General features: G+C 44.2%; 21 protein-coding genes. 15 read left to right on the forward strand and 6 right to left on the reverse strand.

The annotated features are described in order from the left end of the window. Positions 1-7: 7 nt before the first annotated feature. Complete coding sequence (gene araR / locus M1D94_RS03770; protein WP_003243070.1) at positions 8-1,096, reverse strand: arabinose utilization transcriptional regulator AraR; 1,089 nt, start codon at positions 1,094-1,096, stop codon at positions 8-10. A 203-nt stretch (positions 1,097-1,299) separates the two neighbouring features. On the opposite strand from araR, the gene araE reads away from it, so the two are divergent. The 7 genes from araE (at position 1,300) to eno (ending at position 10,211) form a co-directional block, all read left to right on the forward strand. Next, on the forward strand, positions 1,300-2,694 hold the full coding sequence (gene araE, locus M1D94_RS03775) for an arabinose-proton symporter AraE (protein WP_446014650.1): 1,395 nt from the start codon (positions 1,300-1,302) through the stop codon (positions 2,692-2,694). 297 nt (positions 2,695-2,991) lie between these two features. After that, positions 2,992-4,014, forward strand: coding sequence for a gapA transcriptional regulator CggR (gene cggR / locus M1D94_RS03780; RefSeq protein ID WP_017695173.1), 1,023 nt, complete (start codon positions 2,992-2,994; stop codon positions 4,012-4,014). A 46-nt stretch (positions 4,015-4,060) separates the two neighbouring features. Next, positions 4,061-5,068: a type I glyceraldehyde-3-phosphate dehydrogenase gene (gap, locus tag M1D94_RS03785; protein WP_003219957.1), complete on the forward strand. Its 1,008-nt coding sequence runs from the start codon at positions 4,061-4,063 to the stop codon at positions 5,066-5,068. Positions 5,069-5,384: 316 nt separating this feature from the next. Continuing rightward, positions 5,385-6,569, forward strand: coding sequence for a phosphoglycerate kinase (locus tag M1D94_RS03790; RefSeq protein WP_003243051.1), 1,185 nt, complete (start codon positions 5,385-5,387; stop codon positions 6,567-6,569). 30 nt (positions 6,570-6,599) lie between these two features. Then, positions 6,600-7,361, forward strand: coding sequence for a triose-phosphate isomerase (gene tpiA / locus M1D94_RS03795; protein WP_003243394.1), 762 nt, complete (start codon positions 6,600-6,602; stop codon positions 7,359-7,361). Continuing rightward, positions 7,354-8,889, forward strand: a complete 1,536-nt coding sequence (gpmI, locus tag M1D94_RS03800) for a 2,3-bisphosphoglycerate-independent phosphoglycerate mutase (RefSeq protein WP_003228330.1) — start codon at positions 7,354-7,356, stop codon at positions 8,887-8,889. The genes tpiA and gpmI overlap by 8 nt, the downstream gene beginning before the upstream one ends. 29 nt (positions 8,890-8,918) lie before the next feature. Next, the gene (gene eno, locus M1D94_RS03805; protein ID WP_003228333.1) at positions 8,919-10,211 is read left to right on the forward strand and encodes a phosphopyruvate hydratase; all 1,293 of its coding nucleotides are present in this window, start codon (positions 8,919-8,921) and stop codon (positions 10,209-10,211) included. 44 nt (positions 10,212-10,255) lie between these two features. On the opposite strand, the gene M1D94_RS03810 is transcribed toward eno, so the two are convergent. Then, positions 10,256-10,723, reverse strand: coding sequence for a GNAT family N-acetyltransferase (locus M1D94_RS03810; RefSeq protein ID WP_076457576.1), 468 nt, complete (start codon positions 10,721-10,723; stop codon positions 10,256-10,258). 127 nt (positions 10,724-10,850) lie between these two features. Here M1D94_RS03810 and M1D94_RS03815 point away from each other — a divergent pair, with 127 nt between their 5' ends. Next, entirely contained in the window at positions 10,851-12,656 is a 1,806-nt protein-coding gene (locus M1D94_RS03815; protein ID WP_456270427.1) for a zinc ribbon domain-containing protein, read from the forward strand. Positions 12,657-12,691: 35 nt separating this feature from the next. On the opposite strand, the gene M1D94_RS03820 is transcribed toward M1D94_RS03815, so the two are convergent. Both M1D94_RS03820 and M1D94_RS03825 read right to left on the reverse strand, forming a co-directional pair. Then, positions 12,692-13,390, reverse strand: coding sequence for a zinc ribbon domain-containing protein (locus M1D94_RS03820; protein WP_185183964.1), 699 nt, complete (start codon positions 13,388-13,390; stop codon positions 12,692-12,694). A 131-nt stretch (positions 13,391-13,521) separates the two neighbouring features. Further along, positions 13,522-14,136, reverse strand: coding sequence for a PH domain-containing protein (locus M1D94_RS03825; RefSeq protein WP_003243118.1), 615 nt, complete (start codon positions 14,134-14,136; stop codon positions 13,522-13,524). A 149-nt stretch (positions 14,137-14,285) separates the two neighbouring features. Here M1D94_RS03825 and M1D94_RS03830 point away from each other — a divergent pair, with 149 nt between their 5' ends. Next, the gene (locus M1D94_RS03830) at positions 14,286-14,921 is read left to right on the forward strand and encodes an NAAT family transporter (RefSeq protein ID WP_010886614.1); all 636 of its coding nucleotides are present in this window, start codon (positions 14,286-14,288) and stop codon (positions 14,919-14,921) included. A 17-nt stretch (positions 14,922-14,938) separates the two neighbouring features. On the opposite strand, the gene opcR is transcribed toward M1D94_RS03830, so the two are convergent. Beyond that, positions 14,939-15,496, reverse strand: a complete 558-nt coding sequence (gene opcR, locus M1D94_RS03835) for an opuC operon transcriptional regulator OpcR (RefSeq protein ID WP_003228345.1) — start codon at positions 15,494-15,496, stop codon at positions 14,939-14,941. 263 nt (positions 15,497-15,759) lie between these two features. Between opcR and opuCA the strand changes: the two genes are divergently transcribed. Genes opuCA through opuCD form a run of 4 tightly spaced genes read left to right on the forward strand, consistent with a single transcriptional unit; the run spans position 15,760 to position 19,201 of the window. Further along, on the forward strand, positions 15,760-16,902 hold the full coding sequence (gene opuCA / locus M1D94_RS03840; protein WP_003243370.1) for an osmoprotectant ABC transporter ATP-binding protein OpuCA: 1,143 nt from the start codon (positions 15,760-15,762) through the stop codon (positions 16,900-16,902). A 22-nt stretch (positions 16,903-16,924) separates the two neighbouring features. Further along, complete coding sequence (gene opuCB / locus M1D94_RS03845) at positions 16,925-17,578, forward strand: glycine betaine/carnitine/choline/choline sulfate ABC transporter permease OpuCB (protein WP_003228349.1); 654 nt, start codon at positions 16,925-16,927, stop codon at positions 17,576-17,578. Positions 17,579-17,597: 19 nt separating this feature from the next. Then, complete coding sequence (gene opuCC, locus M1D94_RS03850; RefSeq protein WP_080351427.1) at positions 17,598-18,509, forward strand: osmoprotectant ABC transporter substrate-binding lipoprotein OpuCC; 912 nt, start codon at positions 17,598-17,600, stop codon at positions 18,507-18,509. Between the two features lie 17 nt (positions 18,510-18,526). Next, the gene (gene opuCD, locus M1D94_RS03855) at positions 18,527-19,201 is read left to right on the forward strand and encodes a glycine betaine/carnitine/choline/choline sulfate ABC transporter permease OpuCD (protein WP_015714713.1); all 675 of its coding nucleotides are present in this window, start codon (positions 18,527-18,529) and stop codon (positions 19,199-19,201) included. Between the two features lie 31 nt (positions 19,202-19,232). On the opposite strand, the gene M1D94_RS03860 is transcribed toward opuCD, so the two are convergent. Beyond that, positions 19,233-19,766, reverse strand: a complete 534-nt coding sequence (locus M1D94_RS03860) for a GbsR/MarR family transcriptional regulator (protein WP_014478002.1) — start codon at positions 19,764-19,766, stop codon at positions 19,233-19,235. A gap of 283 nt (positions 19,767-20,049) precedes the next feature. Between M1D94_RS03860 and opuBA the strand changes: the two genes are divergently transcribed. Next, positions 20,050-21,195 (forward strand): choline ABC transporter ATP-binding protein OpuBA, encoded by a 1,146-nt coding sequence (opuBA, locus tag M1D94_RS03865; protein WP_003228368.1) that lies wholly within the window; start codon positions 20,050-20,052, stop codon positions 21,193-21,195. A 16-nt stretch (positions 21,196-21,211) separates the two neighbouring features. Continuing rightward, positions 21,212-21,865 (forward strand): choline ABC transporter permease OpuBB, encoded by a 654-nt coding sequence (opuBB, locus tag M1D94_RS03870; RefSeq protein WP_003228370.1) that lies wholly within the window; start codon positions 21,212-21,214, stop codon positions 21,863-21,865.

The raw sequence follows: 21,865 nt of genomic DNA on the forward strand, positions 1-21,865 counted from the left end.
GCTTTTTTTATTCATTCAGTTTTCGTGCGGACTGGCGAATGATCAACTCAGGCTCAAATATGACATCCTCTTGCTTCGGCTTTTTATGCTCTAAGCAGTCAATGACATATTTGGCGGCTGCTTTTCCAAGCACTGATTTCGGATGTTTGACAGAGGTTAGTTTCACTTCTGAGATTTGGGCGAAATGTGAATCATCATACCCGACGATAGACATATCTTCCGGCACTTTAAGATCCATCTCCCTCAGCATATCAATCACCTTCAGCGCAATTTCATCGTTATAACAAAGAATGGCTGTCGGCATGTGCTTGCTGTTTTTCTCCAGTGTGGCTTTTACTTTCTCCAGAAGTTTTGATTCTTTTTCTTCCGTTGTAAATGTCACGATCATATCCGGAGAAGGAAACAACTCACGCTCCCGGTGCGCCTGTATAAATCCGTTCATCCGTTTCACGCCTTGTGTGTCATCAGCTTTAAAAATACCCATCATATGCGTGTGGCCGAGAGAAAGCAAATGCTCCGCCGCCATCATCCCGCCTTTCACATCATCCAAGGTAAAACTTGGCGCGGCAAGCTCGGCATATGACGCGTTAATCATCGCAAAAGGAATGCCGTTTTTCTCCAAGTTCAGATAATAGCCGATGTTTGGGGTTTGAAGGGCGCTTTTTGTCGGTTCTACGATGAGTCCGTCAATATGCTGGGACAGCAGGTTTTCTAAGCCTCTTCTTTCATTGTCCGGGTTGTTGTTTGTGCTTGTCAAAAGCATAGAATACCCCTGCTCGCTTAAATAGGACTCGATTCCTCTGATGATGCTCGGGAAAATATAGTCTGATATGTAAGTTGTCAAAACACCGATCGTTTTATTGGAATGCAGCGCTGACTTAGCAGAGCGTGAAGCGACAAAGGTGCCTCCGCCTTGCACGCTGTACAGCAGACCTTGTGATACGAGGTCTCCGATCGCTTTGCGGATGGTATGCCGGCTGACGCCGAATTGCTGCATTAATTCGTTTTCGGTAGGGATTTTTTGATCGGGCAGTATTTTGCCTTGATTAATCCAAGAACTGATTTCTTCTTTTACTTGCGCGTATTTTGGTAACATATCCATTCCTCCAAAATGTATACGGACAAATTTCAGTATATCACAGCGTTCTTTGTAAGAAAACATTGACAGAAAATGCAAACAAGATTATTCTATATTTGTACGTACTAATTAAATGTAATTTTCGTTAAATTTTAATATAAGTACGTACAATTGAAAAGTATAATGTAAACGCTTTACTCAACATTCGGGAGGGCAGGGAAATGAAGAATACTCCAACACAATTAGAACCAAATGTTCCTGTAACAAGAAGCCATTCAATGGGATTTGTCATTTTGATCTCATGTGCGGCGGGGCTTGGCGGCTTATTGTATGGCTATGACACGGCAGTGATTTCTGGCGCTATCGGTTTTCTGAAAGATTTATACAGCCTGAGTCCGTTTATGGAGGGACTTGTCATTTCAAGCATTATGATTGGAGGAGTTGTGGGCGTCGGGATATCCGGATTTTTAAGTGACAGATTCGGCCGGAGAAAAATTTTAATGACAGCCGCTTTGTTATTTGCGATATCAGCAATCGTTTCAGCGCTTTCTCAAGACGTGTCCACCTTAATCATTGCAAGGATTATCGGGGGGCTGGGAATCGGGATGGGCTCATCGCTCTCTGTTACGTATATTACAGAAGCGGCACCGCCCGCCATACGCGGAAGTTTATCTTCGTTATATCAGCTCTTTACGATACTGGGTATTTCTGCAACATACTTTATTAATCTAGCTGTGCAGCGGTCCGGAACATACGAATGGGGCGTGCACACCGGCTGGAGATGGATGCTTGCTTATGGAATGGTGCCGTCCGTCATCTTTTTCCTTGTCCTTCTCGTCGTCCCGGAAAGTCCGAGATGGCTGGCGAAAGCGGGCAAATCAAATGAAGCTTTAAAGATCCTGACACGTATTAATGGAGAAACTGTTGCAAAAGAAGAATTAAAGAACATTGAGAACTCATTAAAAATAGAACAAATGGGGTCGCTCTCCCAGCTGTTTAAGCCGGGTCTCAGAAAGGCGCTTGTCATTGGAATCCTGCTGGCGCTCTTTAACCAAGTCATCGGCATGAACGCCATTACTTACTACGGGCCGGAAATCTTTAAAATGATGGGATTCGGGCAAAATGCCGGATTTGTGACAACTTGTATCGTCGGGGTTGTAGAAGTCATCTTTACCGTTATTGCGGTGTTGCTGATTGATAAAGTCGGACGAAAAAAACTGATGTCCATCGGTTCTGCTTTTATGGCTATTTTTATGATTTTAATCGGGACGTCGTTTTACTTTGAGTTAACAAGCGGGATCATGATGATCGTCCTTATATTAGGTTTTGTCGCTGCTTTCTGTGTCTCGGTCGGACCGATCACATGGATTATGATTTCTGAAATCTTCCCGAACCATCTGCGTGCGCGGGCCGCGGGCATTGCGACCATCTTTTTATGGGGAGCAAACTGGGCGATCGGACAGTTTGTGCCAATGATGATCGATTCTTTCGGGCTCGCCTATACATTTTGGATCTTTGCGGTGATTAACATCCTTTGTTTCCTGTTTGTCGTTACGATCTGTCCGGAAACGAAGAACAAATCGCTTGAGGAAATTGAAAAGCTTTGGATAAAATGAAAACGCTTTAATGAAACAGCCCTTTCTACGGGAAGGGCTGTTTATATTGGGATGCACCATTTGGCGCTTTCTGTATAAGATAAAGATATATAGGATAAAATATTGCTGGATAAAACGACGCGGCATGAAAACTCTGCGAATATTGTCGATGAATTGGCTCTTAACAGTTGAATAAACAATTCCACCCTGTTAAAATAATTAAAGAAAGCAGAAATGATTTTTTTTGGCTATGACGGGACGTTTTTTGTCATAGCGGGACATATAATGTCCAGCAAAAAAGGAAGGAACGTTTGAGTCATGAACCAGTTAATACAAGCTCAAAAAAAATTATTGCCTGATCTTCTGCTCGTTATGCAAAAGAGGTTTGAAATCTTGCAGTATATCAGGCTGACAGAACCCATCGGGCGAAGAAGCCTGTCTGCCAGTCTCGAAATCAGCGAGCGTGTGCTGAGGGGCGAGGTTCAGTTTTTAAAGGAACAGAACCTGGTCGATATTAAGACAAACGGCATGACATTGACAGAAGAGGGCTATGAACTGCTTTCTGTTTTGGAAGATACGATGAAAGATGTTTTAGGTTTGACTCTTTTGGAAAAGACATTAAAAGAACGTTTAAATCTGAAGGATGCCATTATCGTATCCGGAGACAGCGATCAATCCCCATGGGTCAAAAAAGAAATGGGAAGAGCGGCTGTCGCATGTATGAAAAAAAGATTTTCAGGCAAAAATATCGTCGCTGTAACTGGCGGTACGACAATTGAAGCTGTCGCCGAAATGATGACGCCGGATTCTAAAAACCGCGAGCTTTTGTTTGTGCCTGCAAGAGGCGGTTTAGGCGAAGACGTGAAAAACCAGGCGAACACCATATGCGCGCATATGGCGGAGAAGGCTTCAGGCACTTACCGGCTTTTGTTTGTTCCGGGACAGCTGTCACAAGGCGCCTATTCATCTATTATTGAAGAGCCTTCTGTCAAAGAGGTGCTGAACACCATTAAATCAGCGAGTATGCTGGTTCATGGAATCGGCGAAGCTAAAACTATGGCTCAGCGCAGAAACACGCCTTTAGAAGACTTAAAGAAAATAGATGATAACGACGCGGTGACAGAAGCGTTCGGCTACTATTTTAACGCGGACGGCGAAGTGGTTCACAAAGTGCATTCTGTCGGAATGCAGCTGGATGACATAGACGCCATTCCCGATATTATTGCGGTAGCGGGCGGATCATCAAAAGCCGAAGCGATCGAGGCTTACTTTAAAAAGCCACGCAACACGGTTCTCGTCACAGACGAAGGAGCCGCTAAGAAGTTATTAAGGGATGAATAATCCCTCAATATAAATATCTCTCACTTATTTAAAGGAGGAAACAATCATGGCAGTAAAAGTCGGTATTAACGGTTTTGGTCGTATTGGACGTAACGTATTCCGCGCAGCATTAAACAATCCTGAAGTTGAGGTAGTAGCGGTTAACGATTTAACAGATGCTAACATGCTGGCTCACCTTTTACAATATGATTCTGTACACGGAAAATTAGACGCTGAAGTTTCAGTTGACGGTAACAACCTTGTTGTTAACGGCAAAACAATTGAAGTTTCTGCAGAACGCGATCCTGCTAAACTTAGCTGGGGCAAACAAGGCGTTGAAATCGTAGTTGAATCTACTGGTTTCTTCACAAAACGCGCAGACGCTGCGAAACACTTAGAAGCTGGCGCGAAAAAAGTAATCATCTCTGCTCCTGCTAACGAAGAAGATATCACAATCGTTATGGGTGTTAACGAAGATAAATACGATGCGGCTAACCACGATGTTATCTCTAACGCATCTTGCACAACAAACTGCCTTGCGCCGTTTGCAAAAGTACTTAACGATAAATTCGGCATCAAACGCGGTATGATGACAACTGTTCACTCTTACACAAACGATCAGCAAATCCTTGATCTTCCGCACAAAGACTACCGTCGTGCGCGTGCAGCAGCTGAAAACATCATCCCAACATCAACTGGTGCTGCTAAAGCAGTTTCTCTAGTTCTTCCTGAACTAAAAGGCAAACTGAACGGTGGAGCAATGCGTGTTCCAACTCCAAACGTTTCTCTAGTTGACTTGGTTGCTGAACTGAACCAAGAAGTAACAGCTGAAGAAGTAAACGCAGCTCTTAAAGAAGCGGCTGAAGGCGACCTTAAAGGAATCCTTGGCTACAGCGAAGAGCCATTAGTTTCTGGCGACTACAACGGAAACAAAAACTCTTCTACAATCGATGCTCTTTCTACAATGGTTATGGAAGGCAGCATGGTAAAAGTAATCTCTTGGTACGATAACGAAAGCGGCTACTCTAACCGCGTTGTTGACCTTGCAGCTTACATCGCAAAAAAAGGTCTTTAATTTATAGCTGAAAAAGGACCTGACTTGGTTCTTTCGAATAGAAGCGCTATAATGAAAGCGGACAAGGGAAGGGGACGGACTCCCTTTCCCTTTTTCCATGAAGACCGGCTTTCAGAAAACGCTCTGTGATAGAGAAACGACCGCGTTTTAAGCAGCTTTGCCGGTGCTTTCGCCTAAGGCCGCTGCCCTGGCTTTTAGACGAACTGCCCTGTGCCGAAAAAGACTGCGATCTGCCCTAGCGGAGTTATCGCTTGAACAGACGGTTTCACGTTTTTCGTGCTGTATGCAAACCATTTTGAAGGAGGATCTCCTAGGCATGAATAAAAAAACTCTCAAAGACATCGACGTAAAAGGCAAAGTTGTATTCTGCCGCGTTGACTTTAACGTTCCAATGAAAGACGGGGAAGTAACAGACGATACACGTATCCGTGCTGCGCTTCCAACAATCAAACACCTTGCAGACCAAGGCGCAAAAGTCCTTCTTGCGAGCCACTTAGGCCGCCCGAAAGGCGAAGTGGTTGAGGAGCTTCGTTTAACTCCTGTCGCTGCACGTCTCGGCGAACTGCTTGGCAAAGAAGTGAAAAAAGCGGATGAAGCATACGGCGATGCTGTAAAAGCACAAATTTCCGAGATGAAGGACGGAGACGTTCTTGTATTGGAAAACGTACGTTTCTATCCTGGTGAAGAGAAAAATGACCCTGAGCTTGCAAAAGCATTTGCTGAGCTTGCAGATGTATATGTAAATGACGCATTCGGTGCTGCCCACCGTGCTCACGCATCTACAGCTGGAATTGCCGAGCATCTGCCAGCAGTTGCAGGTTTCTTAATGGAAAAAGAGCTTGATGTACTTGGAAAAGCGGTTTCCAATCCTGACCGCCCATTCACAGCGATCATCGGCGGAGCGAAAGTAAAAGACAAAATCGGTGTAATCGAAAGTCTTCTTGATAAAGTAGACAACCTGATCATCGGCGGAGGTCTTGCTTATACTTTCGTAAAAGCGCTTGGCTATGAAGTCGGTAAATCTCTTCTTGAAGAGGATAAAATCGAGCTTGCGAAATCATTTATGGACCGCGCTAAAGAAAAAGGCGTTAACTTCTACATGCCTGAAGATGTACTCGTTGCAGATGATTTCTCTAACGATGCAAACGTGAAAATTGTGCCGATCTCTGAAATCCCTAGTGATTTAGAAGCAATCGACATTGGTACGAAAACACGCGAAACGTATGCTGACGTCATCAAAAACAGCAAACTTGTCGTGTGGAACGGACCAATGGGTGTATTCGAAATCGACTTGTTCGCTCAAGGAACAAAAGCGGTTGCGGAAGCATTGGCAGAGGCGAAAGATACATACTCTGTCATCGGCGGAGGAGACTCTGCGGCAGCGGTTGAAAAATTCGGCCTTGCTGACAAAATGAGCCACATCTCAACAGGCGGCGGCGCATCCCTTGAGTTTATGGAAGGCAAAGAGCTTCCAGGGGTAGCTGCACTGAACGATAAATAATCTCAAAACTGCTATAAGGAAGTGGAACAGATGAGAAAACCAATTATCGCCGGTAACTGGAAAATGAACAAAACACTCGGCGAAGCTGTCAGCTTCGTTGAAGAAGTGAAATCTTCCATTCCAGCAGCAGACAAAGCTGAAGCTGTTGTTTGCGCGCCAGCGCTTTTCTTAGAAAAGCTTGCTTCTGCTGTGAAAGGCACTGACCTAAAAGTCGGCGCTCAAAACATGCACTTCGAAGAAAGCGGCGCGTTCACAGGCGAAATCAGCCCGGTTGCTCTGAAAGATCTTGGCGTTGACTACTGCGTCATCGGCCACTCTGAGCGCCGTGAAATGTTCGCTGAAACTGATGAAACAGTTAACAAAAAAGCACACGCAGCTTTCAAACACGGCATTGTGCCGATCATCTGTGTAGGTGAAACGCTTGAAGAGCGTGAAGCCGGCAAAACAAATGATCTTGTTGCTGACCAAGTGAAAAAAGGCCTTGCTGGTCTTTCTGAAGAACAAGTTGCTGCTTCTGTTATTGCGTATGAGCCAATCTGGGCAATCGGAACAGGCAAATCTTCTACAGCGAAAGATGCGAATGACGTGTGTGCGCATATCCGTAAAACCGTCGCTGAAAGCTTCAGCCAAGAAGCTGCAGACAAGCTTCGCATCCAATATGGCGGAAGCGTAAAGCCTGCAAACATTAAAGAATATATGGCAGAGTCCGATATTGACGGTGCTTTGGTCGGCGGCGCGAGCCTTGAGCCACAGTCATTCGTTCAATTATTGGAGGAAGGTCAATATGAGTAAAAAACCAGCTGCACTCATCATTCTTGATGGGTTCGGATTACGTAACGAAACAGTAGGGAACGCAGTCGCTTTAGCGAAAAAACCGAATTTTGACCGCTATTGGAACCAGTATCCTCATCAAACATTGACTGCTTCAGGCGAGGCTGTAGGTCTTCCTGAAGGGCAAATGGGGAACTCCGAAGTAGGTCACTTAAATATCGGTGCGGGACGTATTGTGTACCAAAGCTTAACACGCGTAAATGTTGCCATTCGTGAAGGAGAGTTCGAACGCAATCAAACATTCCTTGACGCAATCAGCAACGCGAAAGAAAACAACAAAGCCTTGCACCTGTTCGGTCTTTTATCTGACGGAGGCGTGCACAGCCATATCAATCATTTATTCGCACTGTTAAAGCTTGCGAAAAAAGAAGGGCTGACAAAGGTTTATATCCATGGCTTCCTTGACGGCCGTGATGTAGGTCCGCAGACAGCGAAAACGTACATCAACCAGCTGAACGATCAAATCAAGGAAATCGGTGTGGGTGAAATCGCCAGCATTTCCGGACGTTACTACTCTATGGACCGCGACAAACGCTGGGACCGTGTAGAAAAAGCGTACCGCGCAATGGCGTACGGCGAAGGCCCTTCTTACCGCAGCGCCCTGGATGTTGTTGATGATTCATATGCAAATGGTATCTACGATGAATTCGTGATTCCATCTGTCATCACAAAAGAAAACGGTGAGCCTGTTGCGAAAATCCAAGACGGCGATTCTGTGATTTTCTATAATTTCAGACCGGACCGCGCCATCCAGATTTCCAACACGTTCACAAACAAAGACTTCCGTGACTTCGACCGCGGCGAGAATTATCCAAAGAACCTGTATTTCGTCTGCCTGACTCACTTCAGTGAAACAGTTGACGGCTATGTAGCGTTTAAACCGATAAATCTTGATAACACAGTCGGAGAAGTATTATCTCAGCACGGGTTAAAACAGCTTCGAATTGCAGAAACTGAAAAGTATCCGCACGTCACGTTCTTTATGAGCGGCGGCCGTGAAGCTGAATTCCCGGGTGAAGAGCGTATTCTCATCAACTCGCCTAAAGTTGCAACGTATGACTTGAAGCCTGAGATGAGTGCGTATGAAGTGAAAGACGCGCTTGTCAAAGAAATTGAAGCTGACAAGCATGACGCGATCATTCTTAACTTCGCAAACCCTGATATGGTCGGCCACTCCGGAATGGTTGAACCAACAATTAAAGCAATTGAAGCAGTGGACGAATGCTTGGGCGAAGTTGTTGACGCGATCCTTGCTAAAGGCGGACACGCTATCATTACCGCTGATCACGGTAATGCTGACATTCTGATTACAGAATCAGGCGAACCGCACACTGCGCATACAACAAACCCAGTCCCTGTGATTGTAACGAAAGAAGGCATTACGCTGCGTGAAGGCGGAATCCTAGGCGACCTTGCACCAACGTTATTAGACCTTCTTGGTGTTGAAAAACCGAAAGAAATGACAGGAACATCTTTAATTCAAAAATAATTTGAAAATCAAAAGGAGAGACAAAACTCATGCCATACATTGTTGATGTTTATGCACGCGAAGTATTAGACTCCCGCGGCAACCCAACAGTTGAAGTTGAAGTATATACAGAAACAGGAGCTTTCGGCCGCGCATTAGTGCCAAGCGGAGCTTCTACAGGTGAATACGAAGCGGTTGAGCTTCGTGACGGCGACAAAGACCGTTACCTTGGAAAAGGCGTGTTAACAGCTGTTAACAACGTAAACGAAATCATTGCTCCAGAGCTTCTTGGCTTTGATGTAACTGAACAAAACGCAATCGACCAGCTTTTAATCGAGCTTGACGGTACTGAAAACAAAGGCAAACTTGGTGCGAACGCAATCCTTGGCGTATCTATGGCTTGTGCGCGTGCTGCTGCTGATTTCTTACAGATTCCTCTTTACCAATACCTTGGAGGATTCAACTCAAAAACGCTTCCTGTACCGATGATGAACATCGTAAACGGCGGAGAGCATGCTGATAACAACGTGGATATTCAAGAATTCATGATCATGCCTGTAGGTGCTCCTAACTTCCGTGAAGCACTTCGCATGGGCGCTCAAATCTTCCACAGCCTGAAATCAGTATTAAGCGCAAAAGGCTTAAACACTGCTGTAGGTGACGAAGGCGGATTCGCTCCAAACCTTGGTTCTAACGAAGAAGCGCTTCAAACAATCGTTGAAGCAATCGAAAAAGCCGGCTTCAAACCTGGCGAAGAAGTTAAACTTGCTATGGATGCTGCATCTTCTGAGTTCTACAACAAAGAAGACGGCAAATACCATCTGTCTGGCGAAGGCGTTGTGAAAACATCTGCTGAAATGGTTGACTGGTATGAAGAGCTTGTTTCTAAATACCCAATCATCTCTATCGAAGACGGACTTGACGAAAACGACTGGGAAGGCCACAAGCTTCTTACTGAGCGTCTTGGTAAAAAAGTTCAGCTTGTTGGTGACGACCTCTTCGTTACAAACACGAAAAAACTTTCTGAAGGTATTAAAAACGGCGTAGGCAACTCTATCCTGATCAAAGTAAACCAAATCGGTACATTGACTGAAACATTCGATGCGATCGAAATGGCGAAACGCGCAGGCTACACAGCCGTTATCTCTCACCGTTCTGGTGAAACTGAAGACAGCACAATCGCTGACATCGCTGTGGCAACAAACGCAGGACAAATCAAAACAGGTGCTCCGTCTCGTACGGACCGTGTTGCGAAATACAACCAGCTTCTTCGCATCGAAGATCAGTTGGCTGAAACTGCTCAATACCACGGTATCAACTCTTTCTACAACTTAAACAAGTAATAAAATGACCGCCGGGATTTTCTCGGCGGCTTTTTTTTATGCTTTCAGAGATCCAAATAAAGCCTCACCATATCACGGCATTGAATGCCGTTTTCAAAAATCTCCTCGTCGTAGTGTCTGATAAAAAAATCATGGTCGATCGCTTGAAGGCGAAATCCGCATTTTTGATATAGAGACAATTGATGGATGCTTGAATTTCCAGTACCTATTTCAATCACCTTTGCTCCCATGTGTTTCGCTTTTTCAATGGCGTCGAGGATAAGAAGCTTGCCAATGCCCTGTTTTTGCATTGTTTGTTTTACTGCGATGTTAACGATTTCTACCGTTTGTGGCCTAGTTGTGATGATCACGTATACACCAGCTAATTCGCCTGATATATAACCTGTGTAGCATTCTCCTCTGACCAAGTAGTCATCAACAATTTCTTTTGACGGATCGGCGAGCAGCAGAAGCTCATACAGCGCTTGATCAAAGTTTGTTGCTTTTTGAATGGTGAGGTGTTGCATTATCATTCCACCTTTTCATAGTTTATAGAGATATTTTCATGATTTTCTCCAATTTCTTACCATTCTATTATAAAATATGTAACATAGGAAATAAGCACAAAATATAGCGGGTAACAAACAGGAGGAAAGCCACATGTTTTGTAAGGAATGCGGTCAAAAAAATAATGAAGGAGCCAAGTTTTGTAAACAATGCGGCACCCCGATCGGAGGGGGCAGCAAACAGGCGAATCAAGAAACAGCTAGCACTGCAGAAACAAGGCAGGTTTCGCGAAAACCGATCCCTAAGAAAACCATCATTTTATGGAGCAGCATTGCCGCGGCGTGCGTTATATTATTCGCCGCATATAAAACCGGAGCGTATTTTACTTCAAAGGATAGGTTAGTTAACAAGTTTGAACAGGCCGTAAATGATGAGGATCAGGACCAAATCGCGACTCTACTTACACCGGTAAATGACAATCTTAAACTCACTAAAAATAATGTAAAACCGTTTCTTACATATTTGAAGGATCATCCAGACAAAAAAGATGAACTTTTTGCATCGCTGCGGGATGAAACAGCCCAGAAGGATATCGTATATGCGGAAAAAGACGGGAAAAGCCTGCTGGTATTTGACCATTATGACTTAAAGGTAGCACCTGTTTATTTTGAAGTGAGCAGCAATTATAAAAATACCGATCTATATGTCAATAAAGAGGAAGCCGGATCTGTAAAGAAAGCAGATCAAGCACAAACCCTTGGTCCGTACATTCCCGGCGAATATACAGTCTCAGCCAAACTGAAAAACGATGTCGTCGATCTTGTGAAAAAGGAAGACATTCAGGCGGTTGGCGATAGCAGCTTTCGTGTTGATCTCTCATTGGAAGCAGACGATGTGACATTCAGCTTAGCGGATGACATCAAGAGCGGGAAGGGAGATTTGCTGATTAACGGTAAATCAATTCATAAAGATCCGTTCAAAACTTTTACATATGGCCCTCTTTTGACTGATGGCAGTATGACGGCGACTGTGAAAACTGACTTTCCATGGGGAAAGCAAATGACTGATGCAATGCCAATTACAGGTAGCGACATGAAGATGAGATTAGTTCCTGATAAAGAAACAAAAGAAAACATCATAGAAACCATTAATAAGGCGACTGAGCAATACACGGCTGCCTTTTCCAATGGGAAAACCGAACAGATGACAAAAGCTGTATCCGATGTTAAAGCTCAAACGAAAAAACAAATTTCAGAGATGAAGAGCAATCATATGTATTATAAGGATAAATATATAGAAACAGATTACGATCTTGATTCATTTGCTATTTCACAAAGTGACAAGGGACAATGGATTGTTTCAGTGAACGGAAATGAACTTCACGAATCAGCTTATTTTGATGATTATACAGAACCTGAGATGAAACAAGAACATACAGCTTATCGTTATTATTTGTCGTATGATAAAAAACAAAAAGAATGGAAGCTTGAGAGTGCGGAGACCACTTCTGATTCCATAGGAGACCATATAAAAACTCTTAAAAATGAAAATCCTAAAATATACACCTCCGCTTGGGCGTCATCAAATGAGGCCAAAGTTAATTCCGACACACTTACAAAAGAGCAAGTGACATCATTTATGGTTGATTATCTGACAAATCAATCAAGTGCTGTGAGTTTAAATGAATTTGCAGTGATGGAAGGTAATTTGGAAAAAGGAAGCACATTATATGCTGATCAGCAGAAACTAGTTAAGAAATTGTATAGCGAGGGGACGACTGAAGTATTTATTGATGTAGAGGTCAAAAGCTTTAGCCAAAGCGGCTCGAATATTACAATTAAAACATACGAAGAATTCGAAATCACAAAATCAGGCGGCAGTCCAAAGCTCAGAACATATAACTGGACCTATACCGGCGTAGTGAAGAACGGAAGAATTTACTTAACGTCTATTCAATAAAACAATCCCATCACCAGCAGGTGATGGGATTGTTTTTAAAAGAGCATATAACGGAAAATTTCTTTGACATAGTGTTCGATAATAAGCTGAAATGTAACGCAGATGATCAGATAAATCACAATCGTTGAGTAAATGACATCAATTTTCCCTTTATATGAATGCTGGTAACTGCTCAGCATCGCAGGAGGAATGGCGAAGAATGCACCGATTAAACCAATGGCTAATATAGTAAAGCAAATGTCTGTATGTAATAAAAAGAAGAAAAGGGCAAGAATCAAAATAGCCGTAAAAGGAATAAGAAATGCTCCGAATCTTGAGAATGAATCCTTGAAAGACACTTGGTTTCCCGCGATTTTCAGGGCGAAAAAGATGCATGCATGCAGGCCAAATAGAAATAAAATAAAATAAATGGTTGGCTCTAAGAAGATTGCTGTAAAGCTTACGCTTCCGGGACCGTCTGAAAAAAGAATATAAAACATCAAAGGGGTCAGCAAACTGAAAAGAACCATCGTAATGATTGCGCTGATCAGCTGTTCTCCGCCTGTTGCTTTACATTCCTGATAAGGGCGTTTCAGGACGGATAAGACAAATGAACCGAACTGTTTTGCTGCTTGCTTTGCAGCGGCTCCAGTTTGAGCTGCATGCTGGTGGCCTGATTGACCGGGGAGCGGTGATCCGCATTTCTCACAAAAATTTCCGCCATCTGTTTGATGGCCGCATTGAGGACAATACATAAAATAACTCCTTTATCTGTAATATAGGGAAAATAGACTAATAGTTTTATTATAAAAGAAAAAAGTTGTAAAGTAATCAATATTCATACAAAAAAAGACACGAGCCCGATAGCAGCTGTGTCTTTTTTTATCTAGTTATTAATATATTTCTCAAATACATCCCCAAAATCCTTAATATGATACTGCGAGCGAACGGATGTCAGCCAAGTGAATCCGAATTCGGTCAGCTCTTTGTATTGCGTTTCAATATTAACGTGCTCAGGGCGGGTATGGTGAAGAATCGTCACTGCTTTATCTAAGCTTTGCTCCGCTTGATTGATTAAAATGTCATTTTCATAGGTTGTTTCAGCGATGCGAAGCAGTGCTTTATAAAGGTCTTTTAACTTTTCAATCTGGTCTTTGTGGACATCAATGTCGAATTGTTCTCCGCCCAGCTTAAACTTTATTTCAACATCCAAATCGACTTTTCCGGCAGTTTCAAGAAAAACGTCAGAGATTTTATATTGCGAATAAGGATAGCGTTTCAACGTTCGTTTCGAGGAAGTGGCGCGTTCGCCGTCTACATGGATCAGGGCCAGGTTCGTAAAGCAATACTCGTCTGCTTTTGTTTTAATCAAGAAATAAATTTTCTCATTATCTTCATGCATGACATAATCATCTGCGTCTGTTTTGTCATAGTCCTGAGGTTCGATAATTTTTCCGATATCAGATAAGCCCAAGGCATCTGCCGCAATTTTTTTGAACATCTGTATACGTCCTTCCTATTCAATTTGTCACTTCATTGTAGCATGGCGCGTTTCTGACAGGCTATAAAGGTTTACCGGGAAATCGCCTCCGGGTAAAAGGGTGGAGAATCATTCTATTTCCTGTGCAGAGACTATCAACAAGGAGGTATATGATGTTCTCATTCATTGTTCACGTCTTCATTTCTTTATTCGCAGTATCGAATCCGATCGGAAACGTACCGATATTTCTGACGCTGACAGAAGGCTATACTGCAGCGGAAAGAAAAGCAATTGCCCGGAAGGCAGCTATTTTATCCTTTTTTATTCTCGCGGCTTTTTTGGTTTTCGGCCATCTTATCTTTAAACTGTTTGATATCAACATTCACGCGCTCCGAGTGGCGGGCGGCATATTCATTTTCGGCATTGCCTATAATCTATTGAATGCGAAAGAATCACACGTGCAATCTCTTCACCATGATGAACATAAGGAAAGCAAGGAAAAAGCGGATATATCAGTCACACCTTTATCCATTCCGATTATTGCTGGGCCCGGAACGATTGCAACAGTGATGAGCCTTTCCGCCGGTCATAGCGGCATTGGTCATTATGCGGCTGTCATGATCGGCATAGCCGCCGTTATTGCCCTGACCTTTCTCTTTTTCCACTATTCTGCTTTTATCAGCAGCAAACTCGGAAAAACCGAGATGAATGTGATTACCAGACTGATGGGATTAATCTTAGCCGTGGTTGCGGTCGGGATGATTGGTGCCGGGCTGAAAGGCATGTTTCCGGTCTTAACCTCATGATGCAAAAAGCAGCTCTCTTATTTTAGAGAGCTGCTTTCTTTTGTTTTCGGCACATACCGAAAGACTTCCTCACTCTCAAAAAATTCAATCAACCTGCTTAGCCAATCATAGTAATGAAGCCATTCTTTTAATTCATTCAGCAGCTGATTGACTTTCTCTTCCGCTTCCGGGGTAAGCCCGTCCCTTTGTAAAAGATCACTCAGCTCCCGGTTTAATTTTTTATACAGCACTTTGTTTTTGCTCACGACCTTTGTCCAATTCGCCGCGAATAAAGAAATGAAGGTTTGATAATAATCCTGCTCGACGTCATAAAGGTCTTTTCGTACGCCTTTTTCAAACACCTTTTCGGCGATATTGGCATCGATCATTTCCCGGACAACCTGGCTCATCCGTGTTTTGCTCATGCCAGTTGCCTCAGAGAGCTCGCTTAAGGTCATTGGTTTTCGATTCATATAAATAATTCCGAGCACACGTCCGACAGTTGAAGGCATTCCAAACGTATGCATATTTTCGGCAATCTTCTCAATGAGATGCTCTTCAGCATGTTCAATGATGTCGAGAGCGGTTTTTTTCACAGCTGATCATCCCTTCAAATGGCAATTGATGGTGTCAATATATCATATTTCTTCCTGGTGTTGAAAATAGCTGAATGCAGAGGAAGTGGGAGGTATCCGGCGTAATTGTAAGAACACCCTTTCCGTCTCGGTCATAACAATAAATAATCTATAAATAACATATAATTTCAACACATTGTAAACTTTTTATTTTACAAAGTTCAAACTATAATAAGGATTATACTTTTCAGAAAATTTAAAGGAAACCTGCGGAGGTGCACGGATTGCTGAAATTGGAACAAGTGTCAAAAGTATATAAAGGCGGCAAAAAAGCTGTGAACAGCATTGATTTAGATATTGCCAAAGGTGAATTTATCTGTTTTATCGGCCCGAGCGGCTGCGGAAAAACGACAACGATGAAGATGATCAACAGACTGATAGAACCATCGTCTGGAAGGATCTTTATCGACGGAGAAAATATTATGGAACAGGACCCGGTTGAGCTGAGAAGGAAAATCGGCTATGTGATTCAGCAGATTGGTTTGTTCCCCCATATGACCATCCAGCAGAACATCTCACTCGTACCAAAGCTGCTGAAATGGCCTGAGGAAAAACGGAAAGAACGGGCGCGCGAGCTGTTAAAGCTTGTGGATATGGGCCCAGAGTATTTAGACCGTTATCCGCATGAGCTCAGCGGCGGACAGCAGCAGAGAATCGGCGTGCTGCGCGCCCTGGCAGCGGAACCCCCTCTCATTTTAATGGATGAACCGTTCGGAGCGCTTGATCCGATTACGCGTGATTCCCTTCAGGAAGAATTCAAAAAACTGCAGAGAACCTTAAACAAAACGATTGTGTTTGTAACCCACGATATGGATGAAGCGATTAAGCTTGCTGACAGGATTGTGATATTAAAAGCGGGAGAAATCGTTCAAGTCGGCACACCTGATGAGATTCTTCGAAACCCGGCAAATGAGTTTGTTGAAGAATTTATCGGGAAAGAGCGCCTGATTCAGTCAAGACCGGATATCGAGCGGGTAGAGCAAATGATGAACAGAACGCCGGTGACGGTATCTGCGGACAAAACGCTTTCTCAGGCGATTCAGCTGATGAGAGAAAAACGTGTTGACTCGCTGCTCGTTGTGGACCGGCAAAACGTGCTGAAGGGCTATGTTGATGTGGAAATGATTGATCAAAACCGCAAAAAAGCGAGCATCGTTGGCGATGTATACCGTTCAGATATATATACCGTTCAAAAAGGGGCGCTTCTTCGCGATACAGTCCGAAAAATTTTGAAGCAGGGGATCAAGTATGTTCCGGTGGTCGATGAACAGAACCATTTAGCAGGGATTGTGACAAGAGCGAGCCTCGTTGATATCGTATACGATTCCATTTGGGGCGACGAGGAAAACCAGCTCATGACGATCTGATCAGGGGAGGAGCTCTTTTAAGATGAATCAAATGATGACTTTTTTGCAAACGAACGGCGGAGAGCTGCTGTATAAAACAGGAGAGCATTTATATATTTCACTCATAGCCGTTGTATTGGGCATTATCGTTGCAGTACCGCTCGGCGTTGCTCTTACCAGAATGAAAAAAGGCGCAGGTGCGGTTATCGGTTTCGTAAACATTGTGCAAACCCTGCCGAGTCTGGCGATTTTAGCCTTTTTTATTCCGCTTCTCGGCGTAGGAAAAGTGCCTGCGATTGTCGCTTTATTTTTCTATTCGGTGCTGCCGATCCTGCGCAATACGTATACCGGCATTAAAGGTGTAAATAAAAACCTCCTGGAATCGGGGAAAGGAATTGGCATGACCGGCTGGGAGCAGATTCGGCTCGTTGAAATCCCGCTGGCGATTCCCATCATCATGGCGGGGATCCGCACATCAACGATCTACCTAATTGGCTGGGCGACACTTGCGTCGTTTATCGGGGGAGGCGGCCTCGGGGACTATATTTTTATCGGCCTGAACCTATACCAGCCTGAATATATCATTGGCGGTGCCGTGCCTGTCACAATTCTGGCAATTATCATTGATTATGTGCTGGCCGTGACAGAACGAAAAGTGACGCCGAAAGGCTTGCAAGGGATGAAGGAAGTTTCGTAAGGAGTTGGCTCTGTTGAAAATGACAAAAATCAAATGGCTTGGCGCGTTTGCTCTCGTCTTTGTCATGCTGCTAGGCGGCTGCTCTCTGCCGGGTCTAGGCGGCGCTTCTGACGATACGATCAAAATCGGGGCGCAGAGCATGACAGAATCAGAAATTTTAGCGAATATGATCGCGCAGCTTATTGAACATGATACAGATTTGAATACTGCTTTAGTGAAAAACCTCGGCTCAAACTATGTTCAGCACCAAGCGATGCTGGGCGGTGACATTGATATTTCAGCCACGCGCTATTCCGGAACAGATTTAACAAGCACCCTCGGCAAGGAAGCGGAGAAAGATCCGAAAAAAGCGCTGAACATTGTGCAGAACGAGTTTCAAAAACGCTTTTCCTATAAATGGTTTGATTCCTACGGCTTTGATAACACATATGCCTTCACCGTAACAAAAAAGTTTGCGGAAAAGGAGCATATTAACACCGTGTCCGACCTGAAAAAAAATGCCTCCCAATATAAATTAGGCGTCGACAATGCTTGGCTGAAACGAAAAGGCGACGGGTATAAAGGCTTTGTCAGCACATATGGCTTTGAGTTCGGCACCACTTATCCGATGCAGATCGGGCTTGTCTATGACGCAGTCAAAAATGGGAAAATGGACGCCGTTTTGGCTTATTCAACGGATGGACGGATTAAAGCATATAATCTGAAAATCTTAAAAGATGATAAGCGTTTCTTCCCGCCGTATGACTGTTCACCGGTGATTCCGGAAAAGGTGCTTAAGGCGCATCCGGAACTTGAGGGTGTGATCAATAAGCTGATTGGGCAAATCGACACGGAAACGATGCAGGAACTTAATTATGAGGTGGATGGCAAGCTGAAGGAGCCGTCTGTCGTAGCAAAGGAATTTTTAGAGAAACATCATTATTTTGACTAAGAAAAGAGGTGGATCATATGGAAGTACTACAGCAGCTTGGCACATACTATTCGCAAAACGGCGGTTACGTGATGCAGGAATTTTACCGCCATTTTCTGATGTCGGTGTACGGCGTTTTATTTGCCGCCATTGTTGGAATTCCGCTTGGCATCCTGATAGCCAGATACAGAAGATTAAGCGGATGGGTTTTTGCGGTCACGAACGTCATTCAGACCATCCCGGCTCTCGCCATGCTCGCCGTGCTGATGCTTGTCATGGGGCTGGGCGCTAATACGGTGATATTGTCATTATTTCTGTATTCTCTTCTGCCGATTATCAGAAATACGTATACTGGAATTATCAGTATTGAGCACGCCTATCTTGAATCCGGAAAAGCAATGGGGATGACAAAATTTCAAGTGCTGCGGATGGTCGAGCTTCCGCTTGCGCTTTCTGTCATAATGGCCGGCCTGCGCACCGCACTTGTCATTGCCATCGGCATTACGGCCATCGGGACATTTGTCGGTGCTGGCGGTCTCGGGGACATCATCGTCAGAGGATCAAACGCCACAAACGGAACCGCGATTATATTAGCGGGAGCGATCCCCACAGCTCTGATGGCGGTGATTGCCGATTTGGTGATGGGCTGGCTTGAACGAGCATTAAGCCCGATTAAAAAGAGAAAGAAGAAAAACTTGGCAGGTGCCGCATAAGAAAAAACGCCTTGTAATGACAGGGCGTTTTTTACGGCTTCGGCACATATTTAAAAATTTCTTCGCTCTCAAAAAACTCAATCAAACGGCTGAGCCAATTATAATAATCAAGCCATTCCTTTAATTCTTTCAGCAGTTCATTCACTTTTTCTTCCGCTTCAGGAGTAAGCTCTTCATCCAACACGCTAAGCAGCTCCCGATTGAGTTTTTTATGCATCATTTTGTTTTTGCTGACGACTTTGCTCCAGGTGGCTGAAAACAGCGTGATAAATGTTTGATAGTAGTCCTGCTCAACCTCATATAAATCTTTTCGCACGCCTTTTTCGAACACCTTCTCGGCAATGTTGGCATCAAGCATTTCCCGCACTACCTGGCTCATGCGTGTTTTGCTCATGCCGGTGGCCTCAGATAATTCCGTAAGCGTCATCGGTTTTCGATTCATATAAATAATGCCCAGCACTCGTCCGACGGTAGAGGGCATTCCAAATGCATGCATGTTTTCCGCGATTCTTTCTATAAAATGGTCCTCGGCTTGTTCAATGATCGTTAACGGATCTTTCTCCAACGGTTTCATCCTTTCAGCTAACAATTCCGATGTCAATATACCACATTTTTGATACGGCGAAAATGCTGTCAAAAGAGAATTTGGCAGGAAATTGGAGCAATAAGGAGATCAATACACGTCAATGCGGGTAAATCAGCGTTTACACATACTTTATAAATAATATGAACAAATTGTAAACTTTTTATTTTATAAACTTTATTCTATAATGGAAAGCATTCAATTGTCTGAAAAATTAAATTCAAACTGAACAAATTGAATAAACTTAATTTTGGAGGTGCGATGTTTGCTGACATTAGAAAATGTCTCGAAAACATACAAGGGCGGCAAAAAAGCCGTGAACAACGTAAATCTTAAGATTGCAAAAGGCGAATTTATCTGCTTTATCGGGCCGAGCGGCTGCGGAAAAACGACAACAATGAAAATGATTAACCGATTAATTGAGCCTTCCGCCGGAAAGATTTTCATTGACGGCGAAAACATCATGGACCAGGATCCTGTAGAGCTCAGGCGCAAAATTGGCTATGTGATTCAGCAGATCGGCCTGTTTCCCCATATGACCATTCAGCAGAATATCTCACTCGTCCCAAAACTGCTGAAATGGCCGGAGCAGCAGCGGAAAGAGCGGGCGCGTGAGCTTTTAAAATTGGTCGATATGGGGCCAGAATATGTAGACCGTTACCCTCATGAATTAAGCGGGGGACAGCAGCAGCGAATTGGTGTATTACGGGCACTTGCCGCGGAGCCGCCGCTTATCTTAATGGATGAACCGTTTGGGGCACTCGACCCGATTACGAGGGATTCCCTCCAGGAAGAATTTAAAAAACTGCAAAAAACCTTACATAAAACCATCGTATTTGTTACCCACGATATGGATGAAGCGATTAAGCTGGCAGACCGGATTGTGATTTTAAAAGCGGGAGAAATCGTTCAAGTTGGAACGCCCGATGACATTTTAAGAAATCCGGCAGACGAATTTGTTGAGGAATTTATCGGCAAGGAGCGGCTGATTCAGTCATCCAGCCCGGATGTTGAACGGGTTGACCAGATTATGAACACACAGCCTGTAACGATCACCGCGGATAAAACGCTTTCTGAGGCCATTCAGCTGATGAGGCAGGAACGGGTCGATTCATTGCTGGTCGTCGATGACGAGCGCGTTCTGCAAGGCTATGTCGATGTTGAAATCATTGATCAATGCCGGAAAAAGGCCAATCTTGTCAGTGAAGTTTTACATGAAGATATATATACAGTACTGGGCGGCACACTGCTGCGCGACACGGTCCGCAAAATTTTAAAACGGGGTGTCAAATATGTTCCCGTTGTGGATGAAGACCGACGCCTGATCGGAATTGTGACGAGGGCAAGTCTGGTCGACATCGTGTATGACTCCCTCTGGGGAGAAGAAAAGCAGCTCGCAGCATTGTCATAGGGAGGGGCGATAAGTCATGCATCATATTGTTCAATTTTTGCAAACCAATGGGGGCGAGCTTCTTTATAAAACATACGAGCATATTACGATATCGCTCATTGCTGTGATCTTAGGCGTGCTGGTTGCCGTCCCCCTCGGGGTTGTGCTTACCAGAATGAAAAAAGGAGCCGGCACCATTATCGGCATTGTCAATATCATTCAGACGCTGCCGAGTCTGGCCATCCTCGCTTTTTTTATTCCGCTCCTTGGTGTAGGGAAGGTTCCGGCCATTGTGGCTTTGTTTTTCTATTCCGTATTGCCGATTCTTCGCAACACGTATACCGGCATTCGCGGCGTCAACAAAAATCTGCTCGAGTCTGGTAAAGGAATCGGAATGACGCCGGCTGAACAAGTCCGCTTGGTGGAGCTGCCGCTTGCCGCGCCAGTGATCATGGCGGGAATCAGAACATCGACGATTTACTTAATCGGCTGGGCCACGCTTGCTTCCTTTATCGGAGGCGGCGGATTGGGTGATTACATTTTTATCGGACTGAATTTGTATCAGCCGGAATATATCATCGGGGGCGCGGTACCTGTCACGATATTGGCAATTGTGATTGATTATGTGCTGGCAGTTGCTGAACGAAAACTGACACCTGCCGGCATGCAGAGATTGAAGGAATTGTCATAA

Source organism: Bacillus sp. JZ109 (assembly GCF_053903135.1).